Annotated in this window: 18 protein-coding genes and 1 pseudogene; 10 read left to right on the forward strand and 9 right to left on the reverse strand. The window is 73.1% G+C overall.

Annotated features, from left to right (window positions below):
* The first annotated feature begins 20 nt into the window (after window positions 1–20).
* On the forward strand, window positions 21–908 hold the full coding sequence (gene sucD, locus BG482_RS24580; RefSeq protein ID WP_069771297.1) for a succinate--CoA ligase subunit alpha: 888 nt from the start codon (window positions 21–23) through the stop codon (window positions 906–908).
* Between the two features lie 115 nt (window positions 909–1023).
* Here sucD and BG482_RS24585 read toward each other — a convergent pair whose 3' ends face one another.
* A complete protein-coding gene (locus tag BG482_RS24585) occupies window positions 1024–2151 on the reverse strand; it encodes a sigma-70 family RNA polymerase sigma factor (protein WP_107450719.1) in 1128 nt (375 codons plus the stop codon).
* A 45-nt stretch (window positions 2152–2196) separates the two neighbouring features.
* Here BG482_RS24585 and BG482_RS24590 point away from each other — a divergent pair, with 45 nt between their 5' ends.
* A complete protein-coding gene (locus BG482_RS24590; protein ID WP_069771298.1) occupies window positions 2197–4098 on the forward strand; it encodes a DUF6350 family protein in 1902 nt (633 codons plus the stop codon).
* Between the two features lie 64 nt (window positions 4099–4162).
* Here the strand turns inward: BG482_RS24590 and BG482_RS24595 are convergent, their stop codons facing one another.
* Window positions 4163–4918 (reverse strand): hypothetical protein, encoded by a 756-nt coding sequence (locus BG482_RS24595; RefSeq protein WP_069771299.1) that lies wholly within the window; start codon window positions 4916–4918, stop codon window positions 4163–4165.
* Window positions 4919–5228: 310 nt separating this feature from the next.
* Here BG482_RS24595 and purN point away from each other — a divergent pair, with 310 nt between their 5' ends.
* On the forward strand, window positions 5229–5858 hold the full coding sequence (gene purN, locus BG482_RS24600) for a phosphoribosylglycinamide formyltransferase (RefSeq protein WP_069771300.1): 630 nt from the start codon (window positions 5229–5231) through the stop codon (window positions 5856–5858).
* Window positions 5855–7438, forward strand: coding sequence for a bifunctional phosphoribosylaminoimidazolecarboxamide formyltransferase/IMP cyclohydrolase (purH, locus tag BG482_RS24605; protein WP_069771301.1), 1584 nt, complete (start codon window positions 5855–5857; stop codon window positions 7436–7438). The genes purN and purH overlap by 4 nt, the downstream gene beginning before the upstream one ends.
* 76 nt (window positions 7439–7514) lie before the next feature.
* On the opposite strand, the gene BG482_RS24610 is transcribed toward purH, so the two are convergent.
* The 4 genes and pseudogenes from BG482_RS24610 to BG482_RS24620 all read right to left on the reverse strand — a co-directional run bounded on the left by BG482_RS24610 (window position 7515) and on the right by BG482_RS24620 (window position 9923).
* Window positions 7515–7724, reverse strand: a complete 210-nt coding sequence (locus BG482_RS24610) for a hypothetical protein (protein WP_069771302.1) — start codon at window positions 7722–7724, stop codon at window positions 7515–7517.
* A gap of 112 nt (window positions 7725–7836) precedes the next feature.
* A pseudogene (locus BG482_RS45380) lies at window positions 7837–8382 on the reverse strand (serine/threonine protein kinase); the annotation flags it as partial.
* Window positions 8379–9146, reverse strand: a complete 768-nt coding sequence (locus BG482_RS24615) for a hypothetical protein (RefSeq protein WP_069771303.1) — start codon at window positions 9144–9146, stop codon at window positions 8379–8381. The pseudogene BG482_RS45380 and the gene BG482_RS24615, both read right to left, overlap by 4 nt.
* Window positions 9147–9320: 174 nt before the next feature.
* Window positions 9321–9923 (reverse strand): hypothetical protein, encoded by a 603-nt coding sequence (locus BG482_RS24620; RefSeq protein WP_069771304.1) that lies wholly within the window; start codon window positions 9921–9923, stop codon window positions 9321–9323.
* A gap of 279 nt (window positions 9924–10202) precedes the next feature.
* Here BG482_RS24620 and BG482_RS24625 point away from each other — a divergent pair, with 279 nt between their 5' ends.
* From BG482_RS24625 to BG482_RS24645, 5 genes are all read left to right on the forward strand, one after another.
* A complete protein-coding gene (locus tag BG482_RS24625; RefSeq protein ID WP_069771305.1) occupies window positions 10203–11057 on the forward strand; it encodes a bifunctional methylenetetrahydrofolate dehydrogenase/methenyltetrahydrofolate cyclohydrolase in 855 nt (284 codons plus the stop codon).
* 31 nt (window positions 11058–11088) lie between these two features.
* A complete protein-coding gene (locus BG482_RS24630) occupies window positions 11089–11553 on the forward strand; it encodes a DUF3017 domain-containing protein (protein ID WP_256096469.1) in 465 nt (154 codons plus the stop codon).
* A 226-nt stretch (window positions 11554–11779) separates the two neighbouring features.
* On the forward strand, window positions 11780–12238 hold the full coding sequence (locus BG482_RS24635; RefSeq protein ID WP_069771353.1) for a helix-turn-helix transcriptional regulator: 459 nt from the start codon (window positions 11780–11782) through the stop codon (window positions 12236–12238).
* 125 nt (window positions 12239–12363) lie between these two features.
* Window positions 12364–13263, forward strand: a complete 900-nt coding sequence (locus BG482_RS24640) for an XRE family transcriptional regulator (protein WP_069771307.1) — start codon at window positions 12364–12366, stop codon at window positions 13261–13263.
* A 380-nt stretch (window positions 13264–13643) separates the two neighbouring features.
* Complete coding sequence (locus tag BG482_RS24645; protein ID WP_069771308.1) at window positions 13644–14633, forward strand: malate dehydrogenase; 990 nt, start codon at window positions 13644–13646, stop codon at window positions 14631–14633.
* A gap of 62 nt (window positions 14634–14695) precedes the next feature.
* Here BG482_RS24645 and BG482_RS24650 read toward each other — a convergent pair whose 3' ends face one another.
* Genes BG482_RS24650 through BG482_RS24660 form a run of 3 tightly spaced genes read right to left on the reverse strand, consistent with a single transcriptional unit; the run spans window position 14696 to window position 17156 of the window.
* Window positions 14696–14893, reverse strand: coding sequence for a DUF397 domain-containing protein (locus BG482_RS24650; protein WP_069771309.1), 198 nt, complete (start codon window positions 14891–14893; stop codon window positions 14696–14698).
* Window positions 14875–15717: a helix-turn-helix transcriptional regulator gene (locus BG482_RS24655; protein WP_069771310.1), complete on the reverse strand. Its 843-nt coding sequence runs from the start codon at window positions 15715–15717 to the stop codon at window positions 14875–14877. The genes BG482_RS24650 and BG482_RS24655 overlap by 19 nt, the downstream gene beginning before the upstream one ends.
* A 50-nt stretch (window positions 15718–15767) precedes the next feature.
* On the reverse strand, window positions 15768–17156 hold the full coding sequence (locus BG482_RS24660; protein WP_069771311.1) for an MFS transporter: 1389 nt from the start codon (window positions 17154–17156) through the stop codon (window positions 15768–15770).
* Window positions 17157–17254: 98 nt separating this feature from the next.
* On the opposite strand from BG482_RS24660, the gene BG482_RS24665 reads away from it, so the two are divergent.
* On the forward strand, window positions 17255–18238 hold the full coding sequence (locus tag BG482_RS24665; RefSeq protein WP_069771312.1) for a LysR family transcriptional regulator: 984 nt from the start codon (window positions 17255–17257) through the stop codon (window positions 18236–18238).
* Window positions 18239–18272: the final 34 nt, after the last annotated feature.

The following is an 18272-nucleotide window of genomic DNA, read 5'->3' on the forward strand; positions in this document are numbered from 1 at the left end:
GAAGAGGGACAGAAACAGCCATGGCTATCTTCCTGAACAAGGACAGCAAGGTCATCGTCCAGGGCATGACCGGTGCCACGGGCATGAAGCACACCAAGCTCATGCTGGCGGACGGCACCAACATCGTCGGTGGCGTGAACCCCCGCAAGGCGGGCACCTCCGTCGACATCGACGGCACCGAGATCCCGGTGTTCGGCACGGTCGCCGAGGCGATCGAGAAGACGGGCGCGAACGTGTCCGTCCTCTTCGTGCCGCCGGCGTTCGCCAAGGCCGCCGTCGTCGAGGCGATCGACGCCGAGATCCCGCTCGCGGTCGTCATCACCGAGGGCATCGCCGTCCACGACTCGGCCGCGTTCTACGCGTACGCCGTGTCCAAGGGCGACAAGACCCGGATCATCGGCCCGAACTGCCCCGGTCTCATCACCCCGGGCCAGTCGAACGCCGGCATCATCCCGGGCGACATCACCAAGCCGGGCCGCATCGGCCTGGTGTCGAAGTCCGGCACGCTGACCTACCAGATGATGTACGAGCTGCGTGACATCGGCTTCTCGTCCGCCGTCGGCATCGGTGGCGACCCGATCATCGGTACGACGCACATCGACGCGCTCGCCGCGTTCGAGGCCGACCCCGACACCGACCTGATCGTCATGATCGGTGAGATCGGCGGCGACGCCGAGGAGCGGGCCGCGGCCTTCATCAAGGACAACGTGAAGAAGCCGGTCGTCGGCTACGTCGCGGGCTTCACCGCGCCCGAGGGCAAGACCATGGGCCACGCCGGCGCCATCGTCTCCGGCTCCTCCGGCACGGCCGCCGCGAAGAAGGAGGCCCTCGAGGCCGCCGGCGTCAAGGTCGGCAAGACGCCGACCGAGACGGCGAAGCTGGCGCGCGAGATCCTCGCCGCGGGCTGAATCGCGGATCCGTCCGCGGGTCGACCCACGGGCCGAGTGCCGTGGAGCTGAACGTCAGCGGGCCCGCCCCCTCGTGGGGGCGGGCCCGCTGACGTTTCGCCGGTCGGCGGCACGGTCATCTCGGTTCCGGCAGCATTCTCTGCGGACCGTGGTCCGTCGCCGAGCGCAGCTTGGCCCGCAGTCGCAGTTCCGCGTCCGAGAGCGTGCCCGGCGCCGCCCTCGGGGGGACCCCCCGGACGGTCTCGCCCGGGGGGACCGGGGGCTCGTACCGCGTGGGGGCGGTGCGCAGCGTCAGTGCGGTCGCACCGATGATCGCGACCGTGAACGCGATCGCCGCCCGCGTCCAGAACCGGGCCCGTCGTTCGCTGCCCGTCCGCACCGTGGGCGGCTTGGCGGCGCGCAGCCGCTCGACCGACGCCACTTCCACGAGCCGCCGGTGCAGTGCGGCGGGGTCCGCCAGTTCGGGCAGCCGGGCGGCGACCGACTCCCGCGCGCGCAGCAGTCGGTTCGCCGTCGCCGGCGTGCTCGCCTCGGTCTCGGCGGCGGTCTCGGGCAGGTCGAGGCCGACGCCGTCGTAGAGCAGGAGGGTGCGCCGGCACGGTGCGGGGAGGGCCAGGAGGACGTCCAGCAGCGCGCGGTCGGCCAAGTCGGCCGGGGGTGGCTCCGGGTGGCGGTAGCGGGGGCGGAACCGGTGCCAGGGGGAGAGCGCGTACTCGTACGCCGTGGCCCGCACCCAGCCCGCAGGGTCGCGGTCCACGGCCACCTCGGGCCAGCGCTCCCAGGCCACTTGGAACGCGCGCTCGACCGATTCGCGCGCCAGTTCGCGGCGGCCGCAGAGCAGATAGGCCTGCCGGACCAGCGCGGGGGCGCAGAACGCGTAGAGCGCGTCGAAGGCCTGAGCGGGCGTCAAGGGGTCCCGGACGGGCGGAGGTCCGGAAGCCTCGGGAGGCGGCGCGGAGGGAAGCGGGGCGGAGGGGGGATGCGCGGAGGGGAGCGGGGCGGGGGGAGTCGCCGGCCGGGTGCCCGCGTCGGGGGGCGTGGAGGCGTGCGCGTCGGCGCGCGCCGGTTCCGGAGTCGAGCCGGGTCGGTGCGGCTCCGTGCCGGGACGTACCGTCAGCGGCGGTCGAGGCGCGGCCTCCTGAGGATCCCTCACCCGGCCCGCTCTGCCAGCGCTGCCCGCCTGCCGCGTCACAGGATGCCCCTTCGCCCAAAAAAGTACATAAACATATATTGAGCGACACAGCGGTAGTTAGCCTGTTACGACGGGAAAGCGCGTGTCGTTGGGAGCATGGCCGTCGTGATCCAGATGACCGCTCGTCGACTGTCGTTGTCGCCCCTGCTCACCCGGATGCGCGACCGATCGTCCGGACTGGCCGCCGGCCTCCTGGGCGGCGTGCTCGCCGCCGGACTCGGACTCGGTTCGTTCACCGTGCTCGTGATGGTGCTGTGGATCAGCTCCCCCTACCCCGACAGCGGGCCCGGCGGCGCGCTGCACGTCGCCGCGGCGCTCTGGCTGCTGGCCCACGGCGCGGAACTGGTCCGCGTCGACACCCTCTCCGGTGTCCCGGCCCCGGTCGGCGTCACGCCGTTGCTGCTGCTCGCGCTGCCGGTGTGGCTGGTGCGGCGCGCCGCACGGGACACGGTGGAGGGAGGCGGCGGCGATGACGGCGGTGCGGACGGCGACGTCCTCGTGAGCGGCCGTACGGCGTGGGCCGGTGTCGTGGCCGGTTACCTGGCGGTCGGCTCGGCCGTCGCCTGCTATGCCGCGGCCGGCGGGGCGCTGCGGCCCTCGTGGGGGTGGACGGCGGTCTGCGTGCCGGCGGTCGCCGTGCTGGCTGCCGGAGCGGGGGTGTGGTCGGCGTACGGCTGCCCGCGCGAGCCGGTGGACAGCGTGCTGCTCGTGCTCCCCCGCCGCATGCGAAGACTGCTCCTCGAGGCGGACGGACGGGAGCGGCTCGGGGCCGCCGGACGCGCGGCCGGGGCCGGTGCGGTGGTGCTCGTCGGGGGCGGGGCGTTGCTGGTGGCGGTGTCCTCGGTGTGGCACCTGGGCTCGGCGCGCGCGGCGTTCCTGCAGCTGACGGAGGGGTGGTCGGGCCGGTTCGCGGTGCTGCTGCTGTGTGCGGCGCTGGTGCCGAACGCGGCGGTGTGGGGTGCGGCGTATGCGCTCGGGCCGGGGTACGCCCTCGGCGTCGGGCATGTGGTGGCCCCCCTGTCCTCCGCTCCGGCGCCCCTGTTGCCGCCGTTCCCGCTGCTGGCGGCGGTGCCGGAGGCGGCGGGCGGGACTCCGTGGAACTGGGCGACGGCGGTGGCGCCGTTCGCTGCCTCGGTGACGGTGGGGGTGTTCGTGGCGCGGGCCGGGGAAGCGGCGGGGGTCACGGGCGGGAGCGGGTGGTCGCGGGGCAGGACCGCGGGGGTCGTCGTGCTGGCGGGAGCGGGGTGCGGGGTGCTGATGGGGGCGCTGGCGGGGCTGGCCGGCGGGCCGCTCGGGGTGGCCGCGTTGGCCCGGTTCGGGCCGGTGTGGTGGCAGGTCGGGGGTGCGGCGGTGTTGTGGGTCGTGGGGGTGGGGTTGCCGGTGGCTCTGGGGGTTCGCGGGTGGCGGGCCTGGCGGGAGCGGAGGGCGGCGTCCGCGGGGGAGGCGAGGGAGCTGAGGAACTCGGGGAACTCGGGGAACCCGGGGGGTGCGGGAGAACCCGGGGCTGTGGGGGCTGTGGGGGCTACGGCGGCTGCGGGGCTCTACGACTTCTTGGTGCTCGAGGAGCGTGATGCGCGGTCGGCGGGGGCGCCTGGGGAACTCGTCGAGCCGGCGCCGCCCATCGGCGCGGTCGAGAGGGGCGGGCTCGGCGAGGCGTTCGTCGCCTCCGAGCCGGTCCTGCGCGCCGGTCCGCTCCCGTTCGCCGAGCCCGGAGCGCCCGCCGACCCCCTGCCGCTCGCCGGTCCCCTCCCCTTCGCCGAGCCCGGCTCGCCTGCCGAGGCGGCAGCTCCCGTCGAGCCCGTCCCGCCCGCCACCCCCGTCGTCCCTGCCGTGCCCGCCGCCCCTGTCGTCCCCATCTCCCCCGTCGAGCCCGTCTCCCGCGTCGAACCGGTGGACTGGGAGCGGGCTAGGGAGGCGCGGTGGGCCGCCCTGCGGGAGGCGGGGGAGGACGGCGTGGGTGGCGTGGGCGAGGAGGACGGTGCGGGGCCGCTGCGGTGACCGCCGTGGGGTCCGCCCCCCCCGCCACGCCCCTTCCCTCTCCCGTCCTCGTCCCCGGGCGGTGTCAGGCGTTCGCGCCCAGGATCTCTCTGAGTTCCTTGGGCAGGAGATGGTCGCAGGACTGCTTCGCCTCGTTGGTGAGGGCGTCGTTCGTGCAGGTGTAGTAGTCGCTGTAGACGAGGTGCGCCGTGAAGCTCGCGGCGACCATGGCCAGGGCCAGCGAGGCGGTGACCAGACCGCTGACGGCGGCGGTGCGCTGAGGGCGGCCGCTCGTCTCGGGCGCGGGCGGGGCGTCCGGGTCCGGGGTGCGCGGCTTGGCGCGCAGGGCGCTGATGCCCCAGTTCAGGGCGAGCGCGCCGAGCAGCAGGGCGACGTACGGCCAGCCGAAGAGGGCGAAGAAGAAGGCCCACATACCGCAGAGCAGGGCGTAGCGCGCATGGCGCTGGGCGGGGTCCGTCGGGTCCCAGCGCTTGCCGGGGTCGCCGCCGGGGCCGCCCGGGCCGCCGTTCTCGGGGTTGCCGCCGGGGCGTTCGCCGAAGCCGCCGGGGGAGCGGCCCGGCTGCTTGTCGCTCCACTGGCCGCCCCACGGGGAGTGCCGGTCCTCGGGGTCGCCGCCCGCCGGGCGCCGGGGCTGCCACGGCCGGTCGGGGGAGCCCTCGGGCGGCGGTGCGAAGGGGTTGTCGTCCTCGGGCGGCTGGTTCCCGCCCGACGGGGCGTCCGGGGGAGAGGCTGGGCGCTCTCGCAGCAGCACGACGCCGCGCTCCCCTCCCTGCGGTGACTGCGGGGGGAGCGTGAGGAGTCGCAGACTGCGGTCCGGCATCAAGTGAGCGTCTTCCCCTAGGTGATACGGCTGTCTGGCCTGAGCGGATGTGGCTGTCACTCCGGGAACGCGCCGCACGGCGACCGCGTTCCCGATCGAGCCCGCTTCCCGTTCCTCGCAGACGCTACCTTCCGGCCACGCCCCCGTCCCGCGGGGGCCGTCCCGTGTGCCGGTATCGTTGCTGGCGGTCGGCTGCTTCGTAGGCTTCCCCGTATCCGGGGGCGCGATGCATTCGTACGAAAGTACAAGCCCGCGTGAAGTCCGCGTACGCCCACCGCCTTGTACGTGCTTCCCCGAGAAAGGGCTCACCGTGGCCGCCAAGCCCGTGGCCAAGCGCCTCGTCGTGCTGGTCTCCGGATCCGGTACGAACCTGCAGGCGCTACTCGACGCCGTCGCGACCGCCGGCGTCGACGCCTACGGCGCGGAGATCGTGGCCGTCGGAGCCGATCGCGGGGGCGTCGAGGGCCTCGCCCGGGCCGAACGGGCCGGGATCCCCACCTTCGTCTGCCGGGTCAAGGACTTCGGCAGCCGCCAGGAGTGGGACGCCGCTCTCGCGGAGGCAGTGGCCGCCCACGAGCCCGACCTGGTCGTCTCGGCCGGGTTCATGAAGATCGTGGGGAAGGAATTCCTGGCGCGGTTCGGAGGGCGGTTCGTGAACACGCATCCCGCGCTCCTGCCCAGCTTCCCCGGGGCCCATGGAGTGCGGGACGCGCTCGCGTACGGGGCCCGGGTCACCGGCTGCACCGTCCACTTCGTCGACGACGGCGTCGACACCGGCCCGATCATCGCCCAGGGCGTGGTCGAGGTCCGGGACGAGGACGACGAGAGCGCTCTGCACGAGCGCATCAAGGAAGTCGAGCGAAGGCTGCTCGTCGAGGTCGTGGGGCGGCTCGCCCGCAACGGCTATCGCATTGAGGGACGAAAGGTAGTTATCCAGTGACCGCCGAGAGCACTGTCACGGCCGAGAGCAGCAAGCGGGGCATCCGTCGCGCGCTCGTCAGCGTCTACGACAAGACCGGTCTGGAGGAGCTCGCGCGCGGGCTGCACGAGGCCGGCGTCGAGCTCGTCTCCACCGGGTCCACCGCCTCCCGCATCGCCGCCGCCGGCGTTCCCGTCACCAAGGTCGAGGAGCTCACCGGCTTCCCCGAGTGCCTGGACGGCCGGGTCAAGACCCTGCACCCCAAGGTGCACGCCGGCATCCTGGCCGACCTGCGCCTGGACAGCCACCGGCAGCAGCTGGACGAGCTGGGCGTCGCGCCGTTCGACCTCGTCGTCGTCAACCTCTACCCGTTCCGGGAGACGGTCGCCTCGGGCGCGTCCGACGACGAGTGCGTCGAGCAGATCGACATCGGCGGGCCGTCCATGGTGCGCGCAGCCGCCAAGAACCACCCCTCGGTGGCCGTGGTCACCAGCCCGGCGCGCTACGGCGACGTCCTCGCGGCCGTGCAGGGCGGCGGCTTCGACCTCGCCGCCCGCAAGCGGCTCGCCGCCGAGGCGTTCCAGCACACCGCCGCCTACGACGTGGCCGTGGCCTCCTGGTTCGCGTCTTCCTACGCGCCCGCCGACGAGTCGCGCTTCCCCGACTTCCTCGGCGCGACCTGGGAGCGCAAGAGCACCCTGCGCTACGGCGAGAACCCGCACCAGCCCGCCGCTCTCTACGTGGACGGCAGCGGCGGCGGTCTCGCCGAGGCCGAGCAGCTGCACGGCAAGGAGATGTCGTACAACAACTACACGGACACGGACGCCGCGCACCGTGCCGCCTACGACCACGCCGAGCCGGCCGTCGCGATCATCAAGCACGCCAACCCGTGCGGGATCGCCGTCGGCGCGGACGTCGCCGAGGCGCACCGCAAGGCGCACGCCTGTGACCCGCTGTCGGCCTTCGGCGGCGTCATCGCCGTGAACCGGCCGGTCAGCAAGGAGATGGCGGAGCAGGTCGCGGAGATCTTCACCGAGGTCATCGTCGCGCCGGACTACGAGGAGGGCGCCCTGGAGGCGCTCGCCAAGAAGAAGAACATCCGCGTGCTGAAGGCCCCGCAGGGCCCCACCGCTCCCGTCGAGCTCAAGCCCGTCGGCGGCGGCGCGCTGCTCCAGGTCACCGACCGCCTCCAGGCCGAGGGCGACGACCCGGCCAACTGGACGCTGGCGACCGGCGAGGCGCTCTCCCCCGCGGAGCTCGCCGACCTCGCCTTCGCCTGGAAGGCCTGCCGGGCCGTGAAGTCCAACGCCATCCTCCTCGCCAAGGACGGCGCCTCGGTCGGCGTCGGCATGGGCCAGGTCAACCGGGTCGACTCGGCGAAGCTGGCCGTCGAGCGGGCGGGCGAGGAGCGGGCGCGCGGCGCGTACGCGGCCTCCGACGCCTTCTTCCCCTTCCCGGACGGGCTGGAGGTCCTTGTCGAGGCGGGCGTCAAGGCCGTCGTGCAGCCGGGCGGCTCGGTCCGTGACGAGCTGGTCGTCGAGGCCGCGAAGAAGGCCGGCGTCACCATGTACTTCACGGGGACGCGGCACTTCTTCCACTGATCCCCGTCGGTGACGGCGAAGGCGGGCGGCCCGGTGACGACACCGGACCGCCCGCCTTCCGTCGTGCGGGGGCGGATCAGGTCAGCCAGGTGGCGCACGAGCCGGCGGTCACCCAGCGGTGTGAGCGGATGTTGTCGTCCACCTTCTGGCCGCTTTCGTCGAAGTAATCGTCGGACAGGTCGTCCGCGAAGTACTCGTTCGGGGACAGGCAGGCGTACGTCTCCTCGTAGTTCTGCCAGAACCAGAACTGGACCACGTCGTTGCCACCGGTGTAACCGGCGTTCATCACCGACGACGCCTTGTCCCAGGCGCCCGCGAAACCGCCGCCCGCGGCGTTCCAGTCCGGGTCGCTGCCCGCGGTGGAGCCGAGCAGCGTGCCCTGGCAGTCGTAGCCGTCCCAGGCCGTTGGCCGGCTTCAGGTCGCCGTGCACCCAGCCCGCCCCGTGCAGTTGGGCCAGGCCCGCGCAGACCCGGGCGAGGAGGACCGGTCCGGCCCCGGGCACGGCGTCGCGGCGGAGCAGGGCCGACAGCGAGTCCTCGGCCCGCTCCAGCACCAGCACGACGGCGCCGTCGAGTTCGGGGCGGGAGGGATCGTCCACGGTCAGGGTCTCGTAGAGGCGGATGAGCCGCGGGCTGTCGAGCCGGCTCAGCAACTCCACCTCGCGGTCGACGAGTTCGCGCAGATGGGCCAGCCGGCGGGGCGTGTGGGTGCCGGTGGGCAGGAACTTGAGGGCGGCCGTGCCGGGCAGGCCCCGGCCGCCGTCGCCACCGGGGTCCGGGGCGGCGCCGGGCGGGGCTCCGGAGGAGGCGGTGCCATCGTTGTCGTCGGTGCGCCGCAGGGCCGCGTAGACGCTGCCGAACGCGCCGGTGGCGAGCGGTTCCCGTACCTCCCACCCGCCGACCCGGTAGCCCCGGGGGACCCGGACGGCGTACGGCTCGGTCACCGCACTGCCGTCCCGGCCGACGCGGGCGCGGCCGGTCCCAGGCTCTGCAGGTCGTCCTCGCGCACCAGGTCGAAGCGGAGCGCCAGGGAGACCAGGGACTCCTTCTTGCCGTTGAGGCGCGGGCCCGGGGCGGCGGCGTCCGGGCCGGGCTTGAGGCGCAGCTTCACGGCGAGGTAGTCGATGTTCCACTGCACGGAGGTGCGGGAGGCGGCCGGCCAGCCGGGCCGCAGCCGGGCGACGACCTGGTCCACGGTGGGCAGCGGGGCGTGCGGCTCGCCGCGCAGCCGGGGTTCGCACAGGGCGGTCAGCACCGCGAAGTAGCGCTTGCCGCGGTCCAGGGAGAACGCGGGCGCCGTGGTGGCGCCGTCCGGCCCCGGCGCGACGCCCAGGTAGTCGTGGCGCGGCGCCCACACCTGGAACGTCAACAGGTCGCCCGCCGCGGGCAGCACGATCCGGGCGAACTCGAAGGGCACCGGGGCGTCCAGGCGTCCGGGTGCGACCTTGATGTGCTCGCCGGCCCCCTCGGGGTTCTCGACGACGTACGTCTGAGCCCGGCTGAAGTTGCTCGGCGTCCAGAACGCGCCCTGCGCGGCGACCTCGCCGGCCCGCCGCGAGACGCCCTCGTGCGCGATCTCCAGGTCGTTGCCGTGCGCCGACCGCCCGAAGGCCAGCCGGTCACCGGGAGCGAGTCTGACCTGCCCGGACGCGTGGTCGCCGCGTCCGTCCTCCCTCGGTGCCGGAGGTACGACGATGATGCTGTACACGGTGTGTCCCCCCGTCCCCACCCGCGCCTACGGCATCAGGGTGGGCGACGGAACGGGGCCGTGTCACGGTGTGGCACGGCCCCGGCGAGGAATGGCGAGAAGACGCCCTTCCGGCGGTCTCCGACCGGCTCATCGCGCCTCCGGTTCCCGCGCGATCGGCGGTGCTTTCGCGGGTCAGTACCGCGGACGGCTGAACCAGGATCCGCCGCTGATCATCGCGGCGAGGATGATGCCGCCGAAGGCCAGCGAGATGAGGCCTCCGAAGGTGCCGGAACCGCCGGCGCCGTTCACGATGTTGACGAGGCTGCCCAGGATCATCAGGGACGAGTAGACGATCGTGGTGACGCGGATGCCGCCGCCGCCCGTCTTGAACTTGACGCCCAGGAAGATCGACAGCGCGCCCAGCGCCAGCATCAGCAGGCCGACGCCGACGAGGACGCCGGTCGCGGTGCCCGTGTCGTCGCCGGAGCCGATGCCGTTGGAGGCGTCCTGCATCAGGCCGCCCACGATGCCGATGAAGATGCCGGCCAGGATCTGCAGGCCGGAGAGGATGAACAGCAGCACCCGGGCGGTCTTGACCAGGCCGGGCATCTCCTGCGGGACGCCGTAGCCGTACCCCTGGGGGACCGGCGGGGCCTGCGGGTAGCCGTAACCGGGCTGCCCCTGGGGAGCGGTGGGGTATCCGTAGCCGGGCTGCTGGGGCGGAGCCTGCGGCGGGTAGCCGGGCGGCTGGCCCTGCGGCGGGCCGTAGGGGTTGTTCGGGTCGCCGAAGCTCATGGCGGTCCTTCCTCCGTGTGCACTCGAGTGCGGGGACGCGGCTGGCTCGGAGGAAGGTTCTACAGATGCGGTTCGTCCCCCCGGTACTGCCCGCGGCACTGTGGCGTCAATCGTTCTGCAATGGCCGGTTTGTTGTCCAGCCGCATTCCGCGGCATTCCGCAGGTGTTGTGCAAGTGCAACATCATCGATCAGGTTCGCGCACGTCAGGCGGGCGCCGCGGCCCCGTACGGGTTCACCCGGATTGGAACCGGGGGGCCGTCATCCGGGAGGATGGACCCATGACCGCCCAGATTCTCGATGGCAAGGCCACCGCAGCCGAGATCAAGTCCGAGCTGACCGCCCGCGTGGCGGCGCTGAAGGAGAGGGGCGTCACGCCCGGCCTCGGCACGATCCTCGTCGGCACCGACCCCGGCAGCCAGAAGTACGTCGCCGGAAAGCACCGCGACTGCGCCGAGGTGGGCATCGCCTCCATCCAGCGCGAGCTGCCCGCCACGGCCACCCAGGAGGAGATCGAGGCGGTCGTCCGCGAGCTGAACGACGACCCCTCCTGCACCGGTTACATCGTGCAGCTCCCGCTGCCCAAGGGCATCGACGAGAACCGGATCCTGGAGCTCATGGACCCGGCCAAGGACGCCGACGGCCTGCACCCGATGAACCTCGGCCGGCTGGTCCTCAACGAGCCCGCCCCGCTGCCCTGCACCCCCAACGGCGTGCTGACGCTGCTGCGCCGGCACGGCGTCGAGATCAACGGCGCGGAGGTCGTCGTCGTCGGACGGGGCGTCACCATCGGCCGGTCGATGCCGCTGCTGCTGACCCGGCGCAGCGAGAACGCGACGGTGACCCAGTGCCACACCGGCACCCGGGACCTGTCGGCGCACCTGAAGGGGGCCGACGTCATCGTCGCGGCCGCCGGGTCCGCCCATCTGATCCGCGCGCAGGACGTCAAGCCGGGCGCGGCCGTGCTGGACGTCGGCGTCTCCCGCAACGCCGAGGGCAGGATCGTCGGCGACGTCCACCCGGACGTCCGTGAGGTGGCCGGCTGGATCTCCCCCAACCCGGGCGGCGTCGGTCCGATGACCCGTGCCCAGCTGCTCGTCAACGTGGTCGAGGCGGCGGAGCGCAGTGTCGGCTGACGGCGCCTCCGCCAAGGACGAGGACAGGAACGTGAACGGCGAAGACGCCGACGAGATCGAGGTCCGCGACCCCATCAGCGCCCCGGACGCCGACGGTGTGCCGCGTCGCACCACGCGACGGTTCCCGAAGTTCACCCGGGACACCGCGCGCCCCGAGGGCGCGGGCCGCGCCGCGCCGGGAGACGCCCTGGCCGCCCGGCAGTGGCCGATCATCGCGGTGCTGGGCGTCGTGGCGCTCGGGCTGCTGCTCGCCGCGCTGGACGTGTTCCGGGTCGGCACGATCCTGATCGGCGTGGGGCTGCTGGCCGGCGCGGTCCTGCGCTGGCTGCTGCCCGGCGTCGGCATGCTCGCCGTGCGCTCCCGCTTCACGGACATCGTGACCTACGGGGTGCTGGGCACGGCGATCGTGCTGCTGGCGCTGATGGCCCAGCCCCACCCGTTGCTGCAGATCCCGTTCCTCAAGGACACCCTGCACTTCACGGTCGACAGCAGCTGACCGCATGCGAACGGCGGCCCGTCCTCATCCCCCGAGAAGGACGGGCCGCCGCCGCGTTCCACGCTCCCGCACCCTGAACGGCCCGGACAACGGCTGTCCGGACGCTGTGGCACGGAAGTGACCGTTCCGCTACGGTGCGCGCGCACCGCCACAGCGGCCCCTCGCGCGGGAACCGTCCGGCCGCCCGGCGTCGTCCCCCCAACGGATCGAAGGGGAGGTGGGCCTGATGGGCGCCTGGCAGCCGCTGCCGGACGGACTGCCGTCGGAGGTACGGCACTTCGTGGAGCAGTTGCGGCAGCTCAAGGACGGCACGGGGCTCAGCCTGGCCGCGCTCGGCGCGCGCACCGCGTACAGCAAGTCGTCCTGGCAGCGCTATCTCAACGCCGTCCAGCCGCCGCCCCGGCAGGCCGTCGCCGCGCTGTGCCGGGTGGCGGGGCTGGCCGGCGCGGACGCCGAACGGCACGTCGTGCGCTGGGAACTGGCCGTCGAGGCATGGCCGCGGCCGACCCCGGCGAACCCGCCCGGGGAGTACGTGGAGGATCCGACGGTGCCCTGGTGGGACCGTCTGGAGGAACCCGCCCCGCCCCCCGCGCCCCGGCCCGTCGGACGCCTTCTCCTCTACGCGGTCCTGATCCTGCTCGCCCTGCTGGTGACGGCCGTCGGGGGAGCGGTCGCCTTCGGCTGAGGCGAACGGGCCCGGCGCGGCGCACCCGTTGTGCGCTTACGTTGACAGTTCGGGTATGTGTCCCGAATCGTCGTCACATCGGGTCTTACGTGACCCATGCGACTCAGCGCACGAGAGGGGGGCCGATGCCTCGCTGGAAAGCCCTGCCGGGTGAACTCGACCCGCAGGTACGGGAGTTCGTCGAGGCGATGCGGCGGGCCGTGGACCGTGCCGGGCTGAGCGTCGCGGCGGTGGCGGATCGCACGGGCTACGGCAGGTCGTCCTGGGAGCGCTATCTCCACGGCCGGCTGCTGGCGCCCAAGGGCGCGGTCGTGGCGCTGGCCGAGGTCACCGGCACTCCCGCGGTCCATCTGGTCACCCTGTGGGAGCTGGCCGAGCGGGCGTGGAACCGCTCGGAGACCCGGCACGAGGCGATCACCGCGACCGCCGGGACGCTGCCCGCCCGCGCCCTGCCGGGGCAGTTCGGCCCGCCGCCCTCGCCGCTCCCGTCGCCCGGCGGTGAGCGGGCACGGCCCGGGACGCGGGCCGCCGGCGCACGCAGGCAGCGGGCTGGGCTGTTCCTCGCCGGGGTCGTGGGCGTCGCGACCGTCGCGGCCGGCGCGTTCTTCCTCACCGACGGCCGGGGTCCGCGGGCGGCGGGCGTCGTCGAGTCGCCGTCCCCGTCGGCCGCCGCTTCCCGCGCCCTGCCCGCCGGGGTGCGGTGCGGCGGCTCCGACTGCACCGGCCGGGACGCGCAGGCGGCCGGGTGCAGCGGCGGCCTCGCGGCGACGGCGAAGACCGCGACGGTCGGCGTGACCCTGGTCGAGGTCCGCTACAGCCGGACCTGCGGGGCGGCCTGGGGCCGCATCACGCCGGCCGGGCCCGGTGACACGGTGGCGGTGACCGCCGGTTCCGTGCGGCGCACCGGTCACCTCTCCGCGCCCGGCGACACCGTCGCGTACACGCCCATGGTGGCCGTGAACAGCGCGGACGAGGCGACGGCCTGCGCGGTGCTGGCCTCCGGGCAGAGGGGCTGCACGCCCTGAGGCGGCGCGGTCCGCACGCGCCGCCGAAAAAATCCGGCGCGCGCAGGAATAGCCGCCCCGGTCGCGGGCACGCGAAACGTACCCCCACGGGATTCCGGCGCGACCCGGTTCCCCCCACGGCGGCCGCTCGGTCTCACCTCTCCCGGACCGACGGCCGCCGCTCGCGTCATGGGAAGTGAAGTAGTGGGTGTCCCGTAGTGGGTGTCCCGTACGCGGAAGTCCACTCTGTGGGACGGGCCACAGGGACCCCGGACGTCCGGCATCCCGGATGCGCGATAGCCTGACCGCTGATTGGATCTCTTGATACCAAGAGATCGATCATCTGTACGTCCCACCCGGGGCAGGGACGCCCCACCGACAGCTGTCATACGGAGAACGCCATGACCCGCACTCCCGTGAACGTCACCGTCACCGGCGCGGCCGGCCAGATCGGTTACGCCCTGCTCTTCCGCATCGCCTCCGGCCAGCTGCTCGGCGCGGACGTGCCGGTCAAGCTGCGCCTGCTGGAGATCACCCCGGCGCTGAAGGCCGCCGAGGGCACCGCGATGGAGCTCGACGACTGCGCCTTCCCGCTGCTGCAGGGCATCGACATCACGGACGACCCGAACGTCGCCTTCGACGGCGCGAACGTGGCACTCCTCGTCGGCGCCCGCCCCCGCACCAAGGGCATGGAGCGCGGCGACCTCCTGGAGGCCAACGGCGGCATCTTCAAGCCGCAGGGCAAGGCCATCAACGACCACGCCGCGGACGACATCAAGGTCCTCGTCGTCGGCAACCCGGCCAACACCAACGCGCTGATCGCGCAGGCCGCCGCCCCGGACGTACCGGCCGAGCGCTTCACCGCGATGACCCGCCTCGACCACAACCGCGCGCTGACCCAGCTCGCGAAGAAGACGGGCTCGACGGTCGCCGACATCAAGCGCCTGACCATCTGGGGCAACCACTCCGCCACCCAGTACCCGGACATCTTCCACGCCACGATCGCCGGCAAGAACGCCGCCGAGGTCGTGGGCGACGAGAAGTGGCTGGCCGAGGACTTCATCCCGACCGTCGCCAAGCGCGGCGCGGCCATCATCGAGGCCCGCGGCGCCTCTTCGGCCGCCTCCGCCGCCAACGCGGCCATCGACCACGTGTACACCTGGGTCAACGGCACCGCCGACGGTGACTGGGCCTCCATGGGCATCCCGTCCGACGGCTCCTACGGCGTCCCGGAGGGCCTGATCTCCTCCTTCCCGGTCACCACCAAGAACGGCACGTACGAGATCGTCCAGGGCCTGGACGTCAACGAGTTCTCCCGCGCCCGCATCGACGCGTCGGTGCAGGAGCTCGCGGAGGAGCGCGAGGCGGTTCGCGCCCTCGGCCTGATCTGAGCCGAACGCACACGATCCCCGGACGGTACGACCGTCCGGGGATCGTTTTGCGTAGAGCGCGTTCAGCTCCGCTTGAGGGAGCCGACGAAGGTCGCCCAGGCGTCGAGCCCGAAGCAGACCGCTCCGCGATCGGGGTCCTTGCTGTCGCGGACCGGGACGACGGCCGGAAACTGATCAGCGACTTCGAGGCATGCCCCGCCGTCGGGGTTGCTGTAGCTGGACTTGCGCCAGGTGACGTTGCTCAGGTCGATGGCTCGCACGGCACTTCCTCCAACATTCGCATGATGAACTTCCGTGACTCGGCCGGGGAAAGCGCCTGGTCACGCATGGCATCGTAACGCCGTAGGAGTAGCTCAACTGCTCGGATTTCCTCGACCAGTTCGCCCCGGTGAGCAGTCTCCGCGTACGCCACGGTGACGCCGTCCGGCAGCCGGAGGAACATCATGTCGGTGCTGACCAGTGCGTGGAGACCGGCACATAGCGGCAACACCTGGAGAGTGACGTTCGGACGCTCGCAGATCTCCAGCAGGTACTCCAGCTGTTCCCGCCATTCCTGAGGCACGCGCAACGGCGTACGCAGGACCGCCTCGGAGACGATGGCGCGAAAGGGCGGTGCGTCCTCTCCCTCCAGCAACTTCCTTCGGCCCGTGCGGGCTTCGACCTGCTGATCCAGCTCTGGTCCCCTGAGCCCGCCCAGCGTGAGAACCTCACGCGCGTACGCCGTCGTCTGGAGCAGACCGTGGACGGTGCTCACACCGAAGTGCCACAGGCTGAGCGCCTCCGCCTCGATGTCCATGTACCTGCGGTACTGCTCCTTGAACTGGCTGTTGTCCCCCATCGCCACTTCCCACAGGGCCAGCAGCAGTCCCGGCGTTCCGTAGTGCGTGTCCAGGGCTTCGACCACCTCCGGGCTGCCGAGGTTGGCCCCGCTCTCCATCTTGCCGAGCGTCGACGCGTCCCACCCCAGCCGCTCGGAGAGCTCCCGCAGGCTCTCGCCGCGGCCGTTGCGCAGCAGGCGCAGTTCCTCCGCGAAGCGTTTGCGCGGCTGCTGGCTTCGTCCGGTGACGACTCGTCTCGCGGGCATGGCGTCTCCTTCGCGCGGCTCAGCGTGGCGGTCCGGACACGAAGAGTAATTCAACTCTCGGTCGGATTCAGGCCGTTGTCGAAGCTCCGGCGGCTGACCGGCGCGCCCAGACCGGTCATGACCAGCGCCGTCGCCGCCAGCACGGCCACCGCGACCGCGCGCAGGGCCGGTCCCATGCCGAGGGCGAAACCGGCGTGCCCGGCCAGGACCGTGCCGGCGACCGCGACACCGAGGGCCGCGCCGATCTCGCGGGCCGAGGTGCCGAGTCCGGAGCCGAGGCCCGCCTGGTGGGGCGGGAGGGAGGTGACGACGCCCAGCGTCAACGCGGGCATCGACAGGCCCGTCCCCGCCGATATGACGAGCAGCCAGCCCGCGTACACCGGGTAGGGCGTGCCGGCGTCCGCCGTGGACGCGCCGAGCAGGCCGAGGCCGATCAGGGCGAGCCCGGAGCCGATGACCGGGCGGGGGTGGGCCGACCAGCGGGCGGCCAGCTTGGGGACCAGGGCCATGCCGACGATCAGCGGAACGATGGCGACGCCGGTGACGGCGGGCCCGTAGCCCTTGACCTCCTGCAGGTACTGGGAGTTGACGAAGAACAGCGCGAACAGACCGAAGAAGCCGGTCATGAGGCCGAGGCTCGTGGCTCGCAGGCGGGAGGAGCGGAACACGCGCGGGTCGAAGAGGGGGCTGCGCGAGCGCAGGGACCCCAGGGTGAACGCGGTGATCAGCGCGGCTCCCGTCGCGAACGAGCCCAGGATGCGCGGCGAGGCCCAGCCGTGGTCCGGGCCCTCGATGATGCCGAAGAGGACGGCGACCAGCCCCGCGGTGAGCAGCAGGGTGCCCAGCGGGTCGAGGCCGTTGCGCGGCGAGGGGTCCGTGCGCGGGGTGGTCAGGGCCACGGTGAGCGCCAGCAGCGCCGCCAGCGGGATCATCACCGCGAACAGGGCCCGCCAGGTCAGGAACTGGCCGGCCAGGCCGCCGCCCAGGTTGCCCGCCAGGCCGCCGAGGCCCATGGCGAGGGTCCAGGACGCCATCGCCCGGGCCCTGCCCTGTGGTCCGGCGAGGTGGACCAGGATCGACATCGTCGCCGGGGTGATGAGCGCCGCGCCCGCTCCCGAGATGCCGCGGCCCGCGATGAGCACCGCCGGATCGGGGGCGATCGCGCTGGTGGCGGCTCCGAGGGCGAACAGGCCGAGGCCGGCGAGCAGGGCGCCCTTGCGGCCGTGCCGGTCGCCGAGCGCGCCGGCCGGGATGAGCAGTCCCGCGAAGACGATGACGTACGCGTCGACGGTCCACAGGATCTGGGTGTGCGAGGGGTGCAGCGAGGAGGCGCTCAGCTGCGGGATGAGGAGGTTGATCGCGGCGACCATGCTCTGGGCGACCAGCACGCAGGCGCACAGTGCGAGGAGGGTGGACCGTTTCAGGGCGTGCGAGGGCACGGCTCCTCCCGGGGAGCTCGTCGGAGTGGGATGCCCGTTCACCGTAGGCTCGGCACCGACCTGCTTTCCAGTGCAACCTTTGCAAGGAGTGACTGCACATGACGCAATCCGCGGCCCGGTCGGCCAGGTCTGCCGACCCCGCAGGAGCCGCTGGGCTCGATCTGAATCTGCTGGTCGCGCTGGACGTGCTGCTGGAGGAGCAGAGCGTGCAGGGCGCGGCCCGCCGTCTGCATCTGTCGGAACCGGCGATGAGCCGCACCCTGGGCCGGGTCCGCAGGGCGCTGGGGGATCCGATCCTGGTGCGGGCGGGGCGGCGGATGGTGCCGACGCCGCGCGCCCTCGCCGTGCGGGCCGAGGTGAGCGCCGTCGTGGAGCGGGCCCGGGCGTTGTTCGCGCCGGCCGAGGGGGCCGACCTGAGGACGGTGACCCGCACCCTCACGATCCTGGGTCACGACGCCATCGCGGCCGCCCATGGGCCGGCCCTGTACGCCCGCGCGGCCGCCGAGGCCCCCGGCATCCGCATCCGGTTCCTGGGCGAGAGCCACGTCGACGCGCCGTTCCTGCGCGAGGGCACCGCCGACCTGGAGGTGGGCGTCATCGATTCGGTGGCCCCCGAGGTGCACCGTGAGCAGCTGTACGAGGACCGGATGGTGGGCGTCGCCCGCGCCGGACACCCGCTGCTGGAGGGCGAGTTGACGCCCGAGCGGTTCGCCCGGGAGGTGGACCACATCATCGTCTCCCGGCGCGGCAGGCTGCACGGGCCGGTGGACGCGGCGCTCGCCGAGCTGGGACTGGAGCGGCGGGTGGTGGGCGCCGTCGGCTCGCTCCCGGCCTCCCTCTTCGTCATCCGCGAGACCGATCTGGTGGGTCTGAACACCGCCTGGGGGCTGCCGTTGGCGCGGAGCCTCGGCCTGGTCCCCTTCGAGGTGCCGCTGGATCTGCCGCCGCTGCGGCTGGGCATGGCCTGGCACCCACGGCACGACGCGGACCCCGCGCACGCGTGGCTGCGGGCCGCGGTGCGGGACATGGTGGCGGACGGTGACGGCCGTGGCGGCCCGCGGGTGAGCGACCCGTCACCATGACGCCCATTTTGTCCATTTATGCCCGTACTGGCAG

Source organism: Streptomyces sp. LUP30 (assembly GCF_001746365.1).
In the GTDB taxonomy this organism is placed as follows: domain Bacteria; phylum Actinomycetota; class Actinomycetes; order Streptomycetales; family Streptomycetaceae; genus Streptomyces.